The following is a 15,538-nucleotide window of genomic DNA, read 5'->3' on the forward strand; positions in this document are numbered from 1 at the left end:
ATATCCTTCAACAAAAAATCCCTCAACAAATGTTGAGGGATTTTTTGTTTATGCATTAGTCTTTCTCCTTTAGCCTATTTAGACAGGTACATCGACTTGTCTTTGTAAAGCTTGCGGAAATAAGGATCTTCCAGGTCTTTGATGAAACGGATAGCTTCACCAGTCGATTTCATTTCTGGACCAAGCTCCTTGGTTACCTCAGGGAATTTCTCGAAAGAGAATACCGGTTCTTTGATGGCATAGCCTTCCAGCTTGCGCACAATATTGAAGTCTTTCAGTTTGTTTACACCCAACATGATCCTTGCGGCGATATTGATGTAAGGCACATCGTAGGCCTTAGCAATGAAAGGAACCGTTCTCGATGCCCTTGGGTTGGCTTCGATTACATAAACCTTATCGTCTTTTACCGCAAACTGGATGTTGAGCAAACCGATAACGTTCAAGGCTTTGGCAATTTTCTTCGAGTAGGCTTCCATATCGGCAATTACCTTGTCAGACAAGCTGAACGGCGGCAATACCGCACTCGAGTCGCCCGAGTGGATACCGGCAGGCTCAATGTGCTCCATCAAACCTACAATATGTACGTCTACGCCATCGCAGATCGAGTCTGATTCGGTTTCTTCGGCTCGATCTAGGAAGTGGTCGATCAATACGCGGTTACCCGGCAAATCGCCCAGCAGCTTTACTACGGCTTTTTCCAAATCCTCATCGTTAATGACGATGCTCATACCCTGGCCACCCAATACGTAGCTCGGGCGTACCAACACCGGATAGCCAACCTCATTAGCCACTTTAATGGCTTCCTCGGCATTTTCGGCTACACCATATTTTGGATAGGGAATATCAAGTTCTTTTAACAAGTCTGAGAAACGGCCACGATCTTCGGCCACGTCCATATCGCTATAAGCCGTACCGATGATTTTGATATTGTTTTCGTACAGCTTCTCGGCCATTTTAAGCGCTGTTTGGCCACCCAACTGCACAATTACGCCAATAGGGTTTTCCAGTTCGATGATTTCGCGTACATGCTCCCAGAACACCGGCTCAAAATAAAGCTTATCGGCCATGTTAAAATCGGTTGATACCGTTTCGGGGTTACAGTTGATCATGATGGCTTCGAAGCCTGTTTCTTTAGCAGCCAATAAGCCGTGTACACAAGAATAGTCGAATTCGATACCTTGACCGATACGGTTAGGCCCAGAACCCAGTACAATTACTTTTTTGCGGTCGGAAGGTATTGATTCGTTGGTGCCCAATTCATCGCCGTTCGACAGGATTTCGTTGCCAACCAGAGAAATCTGGATTGGCGCTTCTTCGAAAGTCGAATAGAAGTATGGGGTTTGCGCCGCGAATTCTGCTGCGCAGGTATCTACCATTTTGTAAACCCTTCTAATGCCCAGTTCCTTGCGGCGGTTATACACCTCATCTTCGGTTACATTGCCCAACACGTAGGCAATCTGCAAATCAGAGAAGCCTTTTTGCTTTAAGTTGAAGAAGAAATCTTTAGGAATATTGTTCAAAGAGTAGCGTTTAAGCTCAACTTCCAGATTAACCAGCTCTTGAATTTGGATCAGGAACCATTTGTCGATTTTGGTTACCTTACGGATCGATTCCAACGGAACGCCCATGCTCATGGCATCTTTGATCAGGAACAAGCGGTTCCAACTTGGATGCTCCAAGCCGTGCATGATTTCTTCGATATTTCTTTTTTGGCGACCATCGGCACCTAAGCCCGCACGACCAATCTCTAAACTCTGACAGGCTTTTTGCAAAGCCTCGATAAAGTTACGACCGATGGCCATCACCTCGCCCACAGCTTTCATTTGCAAGCCCAATTCAGGATTGGCACCTTTGAATTTATCGAAGTTCCAGCGAGGTATTTTTACGATCACATAATCAAGCGTTGGCTCAAAATAAGCCGAAGTGGTTTTGGTAATCTGATTATCGATTTCATCCAGGTTATAACCGATGGCTAATTTGGCCGCGATTTTTGCAATTGGATAACCGGTTGCCTTACTGGCCAAAGCCGACGAGCGCGACACGCGCGGGTTGATCTCGATGGCAATGATGTCGTCGTTTTCAGGATTGACCGAGAACTGTACGTTACAGCCTCCGGCAAAGTTGCCGATGGCACGCATCATTTTAATGGCTTGGTTACGCATTTCCTGGTAGCAACGGTCAGACAAGGTCATGGCCGGAGCTACGGTAATCGAGTCGCCGGTGTGGATTCCCATCGGGTCGAAGTTTTCGATAGAGCAGATGATGATCACATTGTCATTTCCATCCCTCAACAACTCCAATTCGTATTCTTTCCAACCCAAAACCGCTTTTTCTACCAATACTTCGTGCGTTGGCGAGGCTTCCAGGCCACGTTTAAGGGCCGCATCAAAGTCTTCTTTTTTGTGTACAAAACCGCCACCAGAACCACCCAAGGTATACGAAGGGCGAATTACCAAGGGAAAGCCGATTTGTTGGGCAGCCTCTTTTCCTTCCAAGAAGGAATTGGCAATTTTTGATGGGGCAACGCCCACCCCTATATCAACCATCAACTGGCGGAACGATTCCCTGTTCTCGGTTTTGTCGATAGCCGCTACATCTACCCCAATAATCCTCACCTTATGCGCCTTCCAAATGCCTCGCTCTTCGGCATCAACGCAAAGATTTAAGGCTGTTTGGCCGCCCATAGTGGGCAATACCGCATCAATGGTGGGCAAGTCTGGAGAATTGGCATGTTCAATTAGAATTTGCTCTATCGATTCAACTGTCAACGGCCGCAAGTATACATGATCGCCAATTACCTTGTCGGTCATAATGGTTGCAGGGTTTGAATTGATGATAGCTACTGAAATTCCTTCTTCTTTCAAAGAAAGTGCGGCTTGTGAACCTGAATAATCAAATTCGCAAGCTTGGCCAATGATGATTGGTCCAGATCCGATGATCAATACCGAACGTATCGAGGTGTCTTTAGGCATGTGGGGTTTTTAAAAAAGTCTAAAGTAAAAGTCAAATTTGACTGATAGCTGGGAGAACTCCTCTGCTATGAAATGATAATCCCAACTGCTCTGTCGGGATGCAAAGATAGGTTTTTTGACTGGAATATAGGACGATTATTTTAAAAATATTTGAGCCAATGCTACTGGTGTAAAAGACCCTAAAAACGATACAGAAAGAAATGAAAAAAGAGGGCTTTCACCCTCTTTTTTCATTTCACACACAACGTTATTTTTATACTTATTGCTGCAACTTGATTTCTCCGATATCAGTAGTGGCACTGTCGGTTACCGCTACGTTTTCTACAGAAGCATCTTTATAAGGCGCATTGGCTTTTACCCAAACCGTATAGGTGCCTTTTTTAACATTGCCAAATACAAACGAGCCGTTGCTCATTTGGCTTCGCAAGGTATCTGAACCTGCAACCGCCACTACTTCCTTGGCGCCTTCGGCTGGGGTTACTTTGCCTTGTATGCCACCTTGCTTAATGGATCCGAATGCAAATAATCCTATAGAAAGGCCTGCAATGGCTAAAAAATTTAAACTCGCTCTTTTCATGATCATCAATTTTTAATTTAACTTGTTACCTGAGCGTAAGTTTGTTACCTGTTAATCTCTTTCATTTAGATGGTCGCCCCTAAAAAACATTGCCTTCTAAAAATTGTTTTAAAGAATATTTTAATTCTTTTTGCGTTTCAGCTTCGGATGCCAAGCATAAGGGCAAGAATAAATTAATTTGTAAATTTTAAAAACCAAATCGTTTTCGGTTTGTTGATGAGAAAGATGAAAAAATTAGTGCTTTCATTTATAGTTATTTGCATAGTTGTAACAGGTTGCGCCACCGTGCAATCAATTATTAAGTCTACTTTTCCATACACGGCAATTTTAACCATTCCCGCCAATACGAAAAGTAATACTGCACAAACGGTGAGCAGCAGCACCAGCAGTTTCGACGAGATTTTTGGCAATCAAAACGGAACGTCCTATATCAAAGACGTAAAAGTGGCCTCGGTAAGGTTAGACGCTAGCAACCCAACCAGACAAAGCTTGGGCATTTTCAAGTCGGTAAAGCTGTTTGTGGTCAATACAAGCGGCTCGGAAGTCATGGTAGCGTCAAGAAGTGATGTATCTGAAAATATTGGCAACAATCTTGTACTAGATATAGACAACTCGCGTTTTGTAGATGATTACATCAGAGGAAGTAATTTGAAAGTGAGAATGGAATATGTGCTCAGGAATAGTTTAGCCAGCGAGGTGAGCGTGAGAGCGGCGATAAATTTTAGTGCATCGCCTAATCAATAGATCTAAAGCATCCTCGGCAAGTGATTTGCCCGAGGGTATTCTTCATAAATAGTTTGTTTGGTTTATTATCCGGTAGGGGTTGTTCCCTATCGGATTTTTTGTTTTATCCCTTCGTCTATTAATTTTTTCCCCTCGTTATGGATTAGAACGGCTTCTGCATCATAACGATGTAGCAAAACAGATCTGCTATGTCCTATTCTATAATCAATGAAGAAAAAACTACTTCTACTGATCTTTATTTTCTTTTTTTTGTGCCGTGGCAACGCGCAAGAAAAAACATTGTTCAAGGCCTGGTCGGGCAAGAATTTGGAATATATCAAAATAGATTCTGATAGGGTTTACTTTGAAACCGCAGGAAACTGGCAGCCAGTAAGACCGTATCATCTGATTGGGGATACATTAAGGCTCTACGACAGATATTTCCTTTCGGGAGACGACTTTTCGAAAGAGCGTATTGACAATTATGATTTTTTGATCAGCAAGCAAACCGCGAACAGACTGATCCTTATTCCCCTCGATTCGAATTCAAAGCACATGTTTGGCGGCAAAAGAAGGTTGGTATATATTGACAGAAAAAATGTAGTCGACAAGAACTTCGTTTTTAAACAACTTAAATTCAATGTTTATGGAACATCTTGGAACCGGCTTGTAAATTTTTCGGTTTTTATAGACAGCGCCAAGAAGGTGATGTATACAGACAGGGGCGAATCACTGCCACGCGAATATGGCATGGGTAAATTTGATGACGACACCTATGCCGAATTCATCAAAATCATCAAGTCGTCTGAGATAGACAAACTCAAACCAGACAGTCAAATAGTTTACGATGGCGATGAATACACCCTGCAGGTCGACTACAATCAGCAATCGAAACAACTCAAACAAGATATCTTACCGCCAATTACCAAGGAGCTGGTTAGTTTTCTCCTTCAAATCAAAAAGAAGGTCAAGTTTAGCCAAATTGCGCCTTTTGTAATTAATTTGAACCCATCAAGCGATTTATAATATCTTTGGGTATGCTGGTATTGGCCAACGGACTCATCGAGAGCGTAAAACAGTTCCTTTTCGGAACAAGCCCACTGGAATGGTTTGGTGTGATTACGGGACTGCTTTGTGTTTGGCTGGCTGCGAAGAACAACATCTGGAACTGGCCTTTCGCCATCGCAAGCGTACTCACCTACCTGTTTATCTTTTTGGAGAGCAAGCTCTATGCCGACATGGGCCTGCAGGTTTACCTCTTGCTGATGAACATTTATGGCTGGTATTATTGGAGCGAACAGCGGAAAAACCCGGGCGCGCAAAGACCTATTAGTCAGATTACCCGGCAGGAAGTCATGTACTCCGTTTTAGGCGTTATCGTATTTACAACAGGACTCGGTTTCTTGCTGCACAAAAAAACAGATGCCTCTTTTCCCTTTATAGACAGCTTTTGCACGGCAACGAGCATTATTGCACAGGTTTTTCTGGCGCGAAGGGTATTGCAGAACTGGCTCATCTGGGTTTTTGTAGATATTATTTATGTAATTGTGTATTTTTCTAAAGAACTTTACGCCACTGGATTGATGTATGCCATTTATATGGCCATCGCGCTGATAGGCTACATCGATTGGAAAAAGATATACCGTGAACAAGCAAATTAAAAAAATAGCCATTGTTGGCCCCGAGAGTACTGGCAAATCGACCATATCTTTGCAATTGGCCAAATACTATAATGTACCTTGGGTGCCAGAATATGCCCGTTATTATTGCGCCAACCTTACTACGCCTTGTACCCTACAAGACGAAACCAACATGTTTCACGGACAGGTAGCGCTCGAAGATTCGGTACTATCGATGACAGAAACCGATTTTGTAATCTGCGACACCACGTTTGTTACCGTTAAGATCTGGAGCGATGCCTTTTTCGGTGAAACGCCACAGGCCGTTTTAGATGCACTCACCCAATACACCTACGATTTTTACCTGCTGTTAGACATCGACCTGCCTTGGCAAGACGATCCCCTGCGCGACTTCCCTACCCAGCGTGAACATTTTATGCAGGTTTGGCACCAAGAACTCCTGGCCTTAAATGCCAACTACAAAGTGATCGGAGGCCTTGGCGAGGCGAGGCTTAATAATGCCGTGGCTGCCATCGACGATTTCCTGTTGGATAGCGCCAAATAACATAGACGAAGTTTTAAAAACCTCGTATGTTTTACCGCCAATTTTGCATTTCGAAAAAATTTATACCTTTGTGCCATCAATAAGGGGTGCCTTGTTTTGTAAAAACACAAATACAGGCTGAGAACATACCCATTTTAAGGCTGAAGGCAAAAGGCGACAAGGCAGAAGGTTTACCCTCCCGTCCTCAAGCCTTTCAACCCTCAACCCTAAATACACCTGATCCAGGTAATGCTGGCGTAGGGAATGGTTTATGGAGTTTAACTAAAGTCGGGAGTACCCCTACTGCCGATAGGTTTTACTAAAACAAAAAAACAAATTGAAAAAATTAGTGATCGCAGTATTTGCTGCGCTGTTGTGCCCAATTAGTTCGATGGCACAATTCAACATTTCGGGCACTGTGGCCGAGAACAGCTCTGTATTGCCAGGAGCAGGCATCAAACTCAAAAACAAGGGACAAAGCGTAATTGCCGGCGCCAACGGGCGTTACGAATTTAGCAACCTCCCAGCCGGGAGCTACACCTTAGTGGTAAGCTACGTGGGTTATGCCACCCAAGAAAAAACAATCAATCTTACCGCAAACACTGTTGTCGATTTTAAGCTCAGCGCACTTTCTTTCTTGGCCGATGAGGTTGTGGTAAGCGCCACCAGGGCCTCAAAAAACACAGCAACGACCTATAAAGACCTCAACCGGGCCGAAATTGCTAAGAAGAACGTGGGTCAGGATTTACCCTACATCTTGAACCAAACGCCCTCGGTAGTGGTAAGCTCCGATGCAGGCGCAGGCGTAGGCTATACCGGCATCAGGATCAGGGGCAGCGATGCCACGCGCATCAACGTAACGCTCAACGGTATTCCGCTCAACGACGCCGAAAGCCAAGGCAGCTTCTTCATCAATTTGCCTGATTTGGCTTCGTCGGTCGATAATATCCAGATCCAACGAGGCGTGGGCACTTCTACCAATGGCGCAGGTGCTTTTGGAGCCAGCCTGAACATCCAAACCACTACCAGAAGAGATTCGGCTTATGCCGAGCTGAACAACACTTATGGCTCCTACAATACCTGGAAAAATACCGTAAGTGTAGGTTCCGGCTTGATTGGTAACAAATTTAGTTTTGATGGCCGTTTATCGAGAATTAAATCTGATGGCTACATCGACCGGGCTTCGTCGAACCTGAAATCGTTTTTTGTAACAGGTGCCTACTATGGCAAAAATGATATTTTACGTGCCAACGTATTTAGCGGTACCGAAAAGACATATCAGGCTTGGAACGGTGTTACCGAAGACCTGTTGCAAACAGACCGCAGACACAACGATTTTACCTACGACAATCAAACCGATAACTACCAGCAAGACCACTACCAATTGTTTTACACCCGTAACTTGGCCAAAACACTCACGGCCAACGCCGCCTTGCATTATACTTATGGCCGAGGCTATTACGAGGAATACAAAGACGACCAAAGTTTGGCCAAATATCAAATAAAGCCGGTCGTTGTTGGTGGAACAACCATCGATAAATCTGACTTGGTGAGGCGCTTGTGGCTCGACAATGATTTTTATGGCGTAACCTACTCTTTAAACTACACGCCTAAAACCGACCTGAGCTTTACCTTGGGTGGCGCTTACAACGAATACAAAGGCCGTCACTTTGACGAAGTGATCTGGGCCCAGTTTGCCAATTACGATGCCAGCCAATCGGCCAGACATATCTACAACGACAATGATGCCTTTAAAAGCGATTTCAATATTTTTGGACGGGCCAATTACCAAATTGAACGGTTTAACATCTTTGCCGATTTGCAGTACAGAAACGTTTACTATTCTTATTTCGGCAAGGACGAAGCTGGAAATCCGGCACAACAAAATGCCAGACTCGAATTTTTCAATCCCAAACTGGGTTTAACCTATAATATTGATTCCAAAAGCAATGTATATGCATCTGTTGCCGTTGGACACAAAGAGCCTAACAGGAGAGATTTTACCGATTCAAACATCAATACCCGCCCTAAATCGGAACAACTAACCGACTTCGAATTTGGCTACCGTACCCAGCAAGAGGTGTTCAGTATGGGCTTGAATGGCTTTGCCATGCTGTACAAAGACCAGCTGATCAATACCGGAAAGCTGAACGATGTTGGCGGACAAACCCGTCAGAATGTACCCGATAGCTACCGTTTAGGTTTAGAATTGGACGGCCGTTGGCAAATCCTTAAAAATTTGTCGTGGAGTGCTACGGCTACCTTGAGCCGCAATAAAATCAAGGAATTTACCGAGTACATCTACGACGATGCCGATGCGAGCGGAAAAACCTTTGTAACCAATACTTACAAAAACACTGATATTTCTTATTCGCCGGCCCTTATCGTATCGAGCGAGATTGCTTATAACCCCATCAAAAATGCAGAAATTGCCTTGATTAGCAAGTATGTAGGCAAGCAATACCTGGACAATACCCAGGCCGCTACGCGCATTTTGTCAAACTTCTTTGTGAACGATGTGCGTTTAGGCTACAACACCTCGATAGCGGGGATTAAAAATGTTGGATTAAGTCTTTTGGTAAACAACGTATTTAGCACCCTTTACGAAAACAATGGGGGTACCTATCCTTACCTGTATGCCGGCGATTTGAGCCGAACAAATTATTACTATCCGCAGGCTACCCGAAACTTTTTGTTAAGCCTGAACGTAAAATTCTAAGCAACCCTAAAACAACATCTTCATACCGACCCATCAGGCCTCAAAATCTGGTGGGTTATTTTTTACCTAAAGCGATGAAGATTTGGCGATATAGCTTCCGGCCACCTGGCACCAAACAATCCATAAACCGTGGCTTTAATGATGCTGTCAATTATCGAAATACCAAATGGGGGTCATTTTATGATCGTAAATCAGGTTGCCCAGCTACAAGCGCTTATATTTGAATTAATTTCCGAAAGCAAATGAGCACTTCAACCGACATCTTGAACCTGGATGACGTAAAACTATTAGTTAACGATTTTTACGGCAAAGTTCGTGACAATGCTTTGCTGGCCCCAATTTTTAATGAGGTAATTGGCAATAACTGGCCGGTACACCTCGAAAAAATGTATGGCTTTTGGCAAACCTTGCTACTCGATACGCCAGCCTATAGTGGCAGCCCGTTTTTAAAGCATGCCAAACTACCTGTCGCCGCCGAACATTTCGATACCTGGATTCGCTTATTCAACGAAACCGTAGACGAACATTTTATTGGGGCAAAGGCCGATGAAGCGAAATGGCGCGCCGCCCGCATGAGCGAAATGTTTCAGTACAAATTAGACTACTATAAAAACAATCCGGCAAAACCGTTAATCTAATGAGCCAAGAAACGTTCTTAACCTATCAAAAATTTAACGACCAGGCCGCCGCATCCGAGCTCGCTCAATTCCTTGGCGAAAACGGATTGGCTTACGAATTGGAAGACAGTTCCATCAACTTCGATGTTTCATTTGCATACAACGAAATTAACAAGGAGTTTAGGGTGAAGCTTAGGGACAACGATTTTAAACGCGCCGATGAGCTGTTACAGGAGCTTTCGAAAAAGAGCATCGAATTGGCCGACGAAAGCCACTACCTTTACCAATTTTCGGACGAGGAGCTGATAGACCTGCTTCAAAAGGCCGATGAATGGAATGCCTTTGATGTGGCCTTGGCCAAAGACATCTTAAAACAGCGAGGAAAAGAACTGAATAACAACACCTTGCAGCAATTCAGGTCAGAGCGCTTGGCTATCTTAAGCGAGCCTCAAAAGGCAAACTGGTTTTGGGTTTTTACTGGCTATTTATTGGCCGTATTAGGAGGATTGCTGGGGTTTTTCATTGGCTGGCACCTCATTAACCACAAAAAAACACTTCCCAGTGGCGAAAGCATCCAGGCATACACTGATGCAGACCGAAAAAACGGCTACAACATATTGGCGCTTGGGATTATCTCGTTCATCGCCATTATTGCCTTCGGCCTTTTCAGGCATATTTGATGGGGTTTCTTTTCAGTGAGCGGGCAACTTTATATCCAGATTTTTGCGCTCGAAACATAAATAGGTTATCCATTTTTAAGCGACTTAATCTTACATTTGTCTAAAACCCATTGCTTTGGAAGCTGAACCCGTTATACCCGCCAAGAAAGATCCATTTGCGGCCCTGCGTTACCGAGAATTTCGCTCTTATTTGGGCATGCGTTTCTTCTTTACCTTTGCTTATCAGATGCAAGCCGTTATCATCGGCTTTCACATTTATCATTTAACCAAAGACCCGCTCGCTTTAGGCCTCATTGGATTGTCGGAAGCTATTCCTGCCATCGGCATCGCACTTTATGGGGGCTATGTGGCCGATAAATCGGAGAAAAGGGGTCTGCTGCTCAAAATATTTTTTGGTGTATTTCTCTGTTCGCTAACCATGCTGGTGGTGACCACCAAGCAGATGCATGCCTACATCCCCACCAGCTACATTGTACCTATCATGTATGCCATGGTTTTTGGCATTGGCTTGGCCAGAGGCTTTTTTGGCCCGGCTACTTTTTCGCTAATGGCACAGATCCTGCCCAAAGAACTTTACCCCAATGCCAGTACCTGGAGCAGCTCGAGCTGGCAACTGGCCTCTATTTTAGGTCCGGCAGTAGGAGGGTTGATCTATGGTTTTTACGGCATTACGCCAACTTATATCGTCATCATTACTTTTATTCTGATATCGCTGGTGTGTATTTTCTTTTTGAAAACCCATCCGCCAACTTTTATCCCGAAAGAAAGCATCGTTCAAAGCCTTAAAGAAGGCATCAACTTTGTTTTCAAGAGCAAAATGATGCTGGGCGCAATGAGTTTGGACCTTTTCTCGGTTTTCTTTGGAGGAGCGGTGGCCTTGCTGCCTGTTTTTGCTAATGATATTTTAAAAGTGGGCTCAGAAGGATTGGGCTTTATGCGCGCCGCGGCCTCAAGTGGTGCCGTAATTACCATGCTGGCCATGACCCGTTTTTCGCCTATGAACAAGCCTTGGCGCAATTTACTGATTGCAGTAACGGGGTTCGGACTGAGCATTATCTGCTATGGGCTATCCAAAAGTTTTTACCTTACGCTTTTTTTTCTGTTCTGCGAAGGGGCTTTTGATAGTGTAAGCGTAATTATCCGATCAACCATTATGCAGCTGCTTACGCCAGATCAGATGCGCGGGCGTGTCTCGGCGGTGAACAGTATGTTTATCGGCTCGTCAAATGAAATTGGCGCTTTCGAATCAGGCTTAACGGCCAAGTTAATGCGTGTGGTACCTGCTGTAGTATTTGGGGGCAGCATGACCATAGGGATAGTATTTATCACCTATCTCAAAACCAAAAATCTCTTGCCCCTAACGCTCAATGACATTAAGCCTGCGGATAAAATCGAAGATCAGATTTAAGGAAATTGATTAAACGGTGGCATTTTGGGCTTCACATAATTGCTACGCATGGCCAAATAAAGAATGCTTCCAATAATTGGCACCAATAAAACCAATAGTAAAAACAGGATTCGGCTATTATTATCCACAAATTTTGCTCTAAATATATCGACCAAACAATAAATGGTTAAAATGGCAGGCACAATTAATATAACCAAGATAATAAGGACTTCCATTACCCCTAAGTTCAAAAATTCGAGCAAATTCATCGGCTTTGTTTAAAACCTAAATATCGAATTAACCCTCGACAATTCATAGTTCATCTAACTAAAAGTTATCGAGGGTTTTATGTTGGAAGTACTAATTGTCGAATCTTTCGCCTACTTGTTGCCTCCACATGGCGAAGTACAATCCCTTTTCGGCCAACAAATCGGCGTGTTTGCCTTGCTCAATGATATGGCCTTTCTCCAACACATAAATCCGATCCGCATGGCGGATGGTAGACAGGCGGTGGGCAATCAAAATCGTAACATGGCTGCTTAATACGGACACATCTCTGATTGTAGCCGTAATCTCTTCTTCGGTTAACGAATCCAATGACGAAGTAGCTTCATCAAATACCAAAATATCGGGGTTGCGTAACAAAGCCCGGGCAATAGACAAGCGCTGCTTTTCGCCACCGGAAACCTTTACGCCACCTTCGCCAATTACGGTATCCAAGCCTTTATCGGCCCTGGCCATCAAATTCTGGCAAGCTGCCTGTTGCAAAACCCGCAGACACTCCTCGTCGGTAGCGTTTGGCCTTACAAACTGCAGGTTCTCTCTAATGGTGCCCGAAAACAATTGCGTATCCTGGGTTACAAAGCCTATCTTCTCTCGCAATTGATCTAAATCGATATCCTTGCTGGAGGTTTGGTTATAAAAAACCTCGCCTTCAATAGGTTGGTACAAACCTACCAAAAGCTTAACCAACGTGGTTTTACCCGATCCCGAAGGGCCAACAAAAGCAATGGTTTCGCCATTGTTAGTGGTAAAACTGATGTTGTTCAGGGCGTTGTTCTTACCCGATAAGTGCTTGAAGCTTACGTTTGAAAAAGACAGGGTTTCTACTTTTTCCAGTTTAACCGGATTGGCCGGCTTTGGATCTGCAGGCGTATTGAGAATTTTTTTAAAGTTGCCCAACGAGATTTCAGCCTCGCGCCAAGCCAGGATAACATTGCCCAACTCTTGCAATGGTCCGAACAAGAAGAAAGAATAGAACAAAAACGAAAAGTACTGTCCCGGCGAAATGGTATCGTGGAAAATGAGCATCAGCAACACCACAACCATCGTGCTGCGCACCAGGTTAACGGTAGTGCCCTGCACAAAGCTCATGCTACGCACATATTTTACCTTGCGCAACTCTAGGCCAAGAATTTTATAGGTGGTTTTGTTCAAGCGGTCTATTTCCTGATTGGCCAAGCCCAGGCTTTTTACCAATTCGATATTGCGCAATGATTCGGTGGTAGAACCGGCCAAGGCTGTGGTTTCGGCTACAATAGAACGCTGGATGGTTTTGATTTTACGGCTCAGAAACCAGCTCAGGAAGCTGATGATTGGAATAGAAGCTGCATAAACCAACGATACTTTATAGCTTACAGAAAGCGAATACACAATAACGAAAATCAATCCGATCAAACTCACAAATAAGATGCTAATGAAAGAGGTGATAAACTTTTCGCTGTCTAATCTCACCTTTTGCAAAATGCCCAAGGTCTCGCCGCTCCGTTGGTCTTCAAACACCTGATAAGGCAGTTCAAGCGAATGCTTTAGGCCATCGGCATACATTTTGGCACCTACTTTTTGTACGATGATGCTGGTAAAATAATCCTGGAAGTTTTTGGCAATACGCGATACCATGGCCGCGCCAACCGCCAGTCCTACCAAAGAGAGCACGCCCCACAAGTAGTCGCTTTCGTTGCCAAATTCGTGCCTCCTATTGATAAACCTGTCTAAAATTCTTCCGGTGAAGTAGGGGTCCATTAGCGAGAAGCCAATGTTAATGGCTGCCAGAAACAGCGCCACCACCACTACCCACTTATGTTGTTTTAAGTATTGGAGTAGTAAATTCATCTATTTTTATGTTTGGGATTGCAAAAATAAACAAAGGGAATGTAGCTGAACCACATTCCCTTTTATATTACATTTAGACTAGATTTAGGATTGCCCTTAAACAGTCATGATGTCTTTTTCTTTGGCCTCGGCGTGCTTGTCGACCTTAAGAATGTAAGCATCGGTGATTTTTTGCACTTCGCTTTCACCGGTTTTGATCTCGTCGTCAGAAACACTTTCGCCTTTCAGTTTTTTGATTTTTTCGTTGGCATCTTTACGGATGTTACGAATGGTAATACGGCCTCTTTCTGCTTCTTCTTTTACCTTTTTAACCAGGTCTTTACGACGTTCTTCAGTTAACGGCGGTACAACCAAACGGATAATGGTGCCATCGTTTTGCGGATTGATACCAATGTTGGCCTCCATAATTGCTCTTTCAATTGGAGTTAACAAGGCTTTTTCCCATGGCTGGATAATCAAGGTACGGGCATCTGGTGTATTGATGCTCCCTACTTGGGTAAGCGGCGTTGGATTGCCGTAGTAATCTACCATAATTCCATCGAGCATTCCTGCAGAGGCTTTACCTGCTCTAATCTTCGTCAATTCTGCCTCGCAGTGGATAATTGCCTTATCCATGGTAGCTTGTGCATCAGTTAACTGTTTCTTGATGAGGTCGTTCATATGTGTAATATTTATACAAAAATATAAAATAAATAGATAATAGACTAAATTGTTAAGCTTATGCTGTTTGCCGTTTTGTTTTGCGCGCTAGTTTAAAAGCGTAAGCTCATAGGCAAAGTTTTGATCGAGGTCGTCTTTCCAAACCATCTTTTCGCCAATTTTTTCTACCGATTGCATTTTATACCATGCAGACAAATTATGTCGTCCAAAACTAACATCTCTTTGGGTGCTGTTATAGATAACAATCGGTACGGTCACAAATTGCTTATTGCTTTTGTCGGTATGAATCTGTTTTTTAACGATAGCCTTTCCGTTAAATGTTTCATAGCCGATAAAGTATTTTCCTATTTCAAGGTAAAAATTCGCCTTCGAAAGATCGAAGTTAATTTCTTTCCTATTTTTTATTCCCGTAATGCTCAAGGGCATGAGCAAGCTATCAGGTGCTCCTGCTTTCTCCGTGTAGAGCAAGAACCGATAATCTGGCACAACCTCCTTAGCCTGAACCTTACAAAATAATTTCAGGCTTTTTAAATACCCTGGCGTATCTATGTTAACAGCAATTACCCGTTGCTTGTTTGCGTTTTGAGGAATATCTATAATGCTTTTTTGATCTTTACCGATAGCGGGTAGACTTTTCACAAAAACTGCTTTCGATAAGCCTGCCTTCACCTCGTTTAACGGGTAGTTGCTGCTTTTTAGTTGTATGTTCGACTGCCGATTAAGCTCGCCTCCACCCAGTAATGTATCAATATACCCTAGGGAGTGGATCAAATACTTATCGCCAGAGAATAAATTTAGATTGATGAAGCCTTTTTCGTCAGAAATAGCAAGAAGTTCCTTTTGCGCACCTACTAAAAAAACTGACGCCCCTTGTATCGGAACATTGCGTTCGTCTGTAATGGTCAATGTTTTTTGCGCAAATGTTGGA

General features: G+C 43.7%; 14 protein-coding genes. 8 read left to right on the forward strand and 6 right to left on the reverse strand.

Going from position 1 to position 15,538, the window contains the following annotated elements; genetic code table 11:
* Window positions 1-74: 74 nt before the first annotated feature.
* Together carB and AC6H1S_RS17755 are read right to left on the reverse strand one after the other, a co-directional pair.
* Complete coding sequence (gene carB / locus AC6H1S_RS17750; protein ID WP_497564471.1) at window positions 75-2,972, reverse strand: carbamoyl-phosphate synthase large subunit; 2,898 nt, start codon at window positions 2,970-2,972, stop codon at window positions 75-77.
* A 259-nt stretch (window positions 2,973-3,231) separates the two neighbouring features.
* Window positions 3,232-3,549 carry a peptidase associated/transthyretin-like domain-containing protein gene (locus AC6H1S_RS17755; protein ID WP_497564472.1) on the reverse strand — a complete coding sequence of 106 codons (318 nt, stop codon included), beginning with the start codon at window positions 3,547-3,549 and terminating at the stop codon, window positions 3,232-3,234.
* 285 nt (window positions 3,550-3,834) lie between these two features.
* Here AC6H1S_RS17755 and AC6H1S_RS17760 point away from each other — a divergent pair, with 285 nt between their 5' ends.
* From AC6H1S_RS17760 to AC6H1S_RS17795, 8 genes are all read left to right on the forward strand, one after another.
* The gene (locus AC6H1S_RS17760) at window positions 3,835-4,293 is read left to right on the forward strand and encodes a hypothetical protein (protein ID WP_497564473.1); all 459 of its coding nucleotides are present in this window, start codon (window positions 3,835-3,837) and stop codon (window positions 4,291-4,293) included.
* A 207-nt stretch (window positions 4,294-4,500) separates the two neighbouring features.
* Complete coding sequence (locus AC6H1S_RS17765; RefSeq protein ID WP_497564474.1) at window positions 4,501-5,298, forward strand: hypothetical protein; 798 nt, start codon at window positions 4,501-4,503, stop codon at window positions 5,296-5,298.
* A gap of 11 nt (window positions 5,299-5,309) precedes the next feature.
* Window positions 5,310-5,933, forward strand: coding sequence for a nicotinamide riboside transporter PnuC (gene pnuC, locus AC6H1S_RS17770; protein ID WP_497564475.1), 624 nt, complete (start codon window positions 5,310-5,312; stop codon window positions 5,931-5,933).
* Entirely contained in the window at window positions 5,917-6,456 is a 540-nt protein-coding gene (locus AC6H1S_RS17775) for an AAA family ATPase (protein ID WP_497564476.1), read from the forward strand. The genes pnuC and AC6H1S_RS17775 overlap by 17 nt, the downstream gene beginning before the upstream one ends.
* A gap of 316 nt (window positions 6,457-6,772) precedes the next feature.
* Window positions 6,773-9,154, forward strand: a complete 2,382-nt coding sequence (locus AC6H1S_RS17780; RefSeq protein WP_497564477.1) for a TonB-dependent receptor — start codon at window positions 6,773-6,775, stop codon at window positions 9,152-9,154.
* A gap of 242 nt (window positions 9,155-9,396) precedes the next feature.
* Window positions 9,397-9,792, forward strand: a complete 396-nt coding sequence (locus AC6H1S_RS17785) for a group III truncated hemoglobin (protein WP_497564478.1) — start codon at window positions 9,397-9,399, stop codon at window positions 9,790-9,792.
* On the forward strand, window positions 9,792-10,451 hold the full coding sequence (locus AC6H1S_RS17790) for a hypothetical protein (protein ID WP_497564479.1): 660 nt from the start codon (window positions 9,792-9,794) through the stop codon (window positions 10,449-10,451). The genes AC6H1S_RS17785 and AC6H1S_RS17790 overlap by 1 nt, the downstream gene beginning before the upstream one ends.
* A gap of 115 nt (window positions 10,452-10,566) precedes the next feature.
* Window positions 10,567-11,859, forward strand: coding sequence for an MFS transporter (locus AC6H1S_RS17795; RefSeq protein ID WP_497564480.1), 1,293 nt, complete (start codon window positions 10,567-10,569; stop codon window positions 11,857-11,859).
* Here the strand turns inward: AC6H1S_RS17795 and AC6H1S_RS17800 are convergent.
* The 4 genes from AC6H1S_RS17800 to AC6H1S_RS17815 form a co-directional block, all read right to left on the reverse strand.
* On the reverse strand, window positions 11,856-12,107 hold the full coding sequence (locus AC6H1S_RS17800; RefSeq protein ID WP_497564481.1) for a PLDc N-terminal domain-containing protein: 252 nt from the start codon (window positions 12,105-12,107) through the stop codon (window positions 11,856-11,858). The two genes, AC6H1S_RS17795 and AC6H1S_RS17800, sit on opposite strands and share 4 nt — an antisense overlap.
* A 91-nt stretch (window positions 12,108-12,198) precedes the next feature.
* Window positions 12,199-13,950 (reverse strand): ABC transporter ATP-binding protein, encoded by a 1,752-nt coding sequence (locus AC6H1S_RS17805; protein ID WP_497564482.1) that lies wholly within the window; start codon window positions 13,948-13,950, stop codon window positions 12,199-12,201.
* Between the two features lie 96 nt (window positions 13,951-14,046).
* Window positions 14,047-14,610, reverse strand: coding sequence for a ribosome recycling factor (gene frr / locus AC6H1S_RS17810; RefSeq protein WP_199139700.1), 564 nt, complete (start codon window positions 14,608-14,610; stop codon window positions 14,047-14,049).
* Between the two features lie 87 nt (window positions 14,611-14,697).
* Window positions 14,698-15,516: a hypothetical protein gene (locus tag AC6H1S_RS17815; protein ID WP_497564483.1), complete on the reverse strand. Its 819-nt coding sequence runs from the start codon at window positions 15,514-15,516 to the stop codon at window positions 14,698-14,700.
* Window positions 15,517-15,538: the final 22 nt, after the last annotated feature.

The sequence above is a fragment of the Pedobacter sp. TM02 genome (assembly GCF_059705275.1).

What these genes read in the sequence shown, in the direction of transcription:
- carB (WP_497564471.1), bottom strand. Translation starts at nt 2,972, where the DNA reads ATGCCTAAAGACACCTCGATACGTTCGGTATTGATCATCGGATCTGGA.
- AC6H1S_RS17755 (WP_497564472.1), bottom strand. Translation starts at nt 3,549, where the DNA reads ATGAAAAGAGCGAGTTTAAATTTTTTAGCCATTGCAGGCCTTTCTATA.
- AC6H1S_RS17765 (WP_497564474.1), top strand. Translation starts at nt 4,501, where the DNA reads ATGAAGAAAAAACTACTTCTACTGATCTTTATTTTCTTTTTTTTGTGC.
- pnuC (WP_497564475.1), top strand. Translation starts at nt 5,310, where the DNA reads ATGCTGGTATTGGCCAACGGACTCATCGAGAGCGTAAAACAGTTCCTT.
- AC6H1S_RS17785 (WP_497564478.1), top strand. Translation starts at nt 9,397, where the DNA reads ATGAGCACTTCAACCGACATCTTGAACCTGGATGACGTAAAACTATTA.
- AC6H1S_RS17790 (WP_497564479.1), top strand. Translation starts at nt 9,792, where the DNA reads ATGAGCCAAGAAACGTTCTTAACCTATCAAAAATTTAACGACCAGGCC.
- AC6H1S_RS17800 (WP_497564481.1), bottom strand. Translation starts at nt 12,107, where the DNA reads ATGAATTTGCTCGAATTTTTGAACTTAGGGGTAATGGAAGTCCTTATT.
- AC6H1S_RS17805 (WP_497564482.1), bottom strand. Translation starts at nt 13,950, where the DNA reads ATGAATTTACTACTCCAATACTTAAAACAACATAAGTGGGTAGTGGTG.
- frr (WP_199139700.1), bottom strand. Translation starts at nt 14,610, where the DNA reads ATGAACGACCTCATCAAGAAACAGTTAACTGATGCACAAGCTACCATG.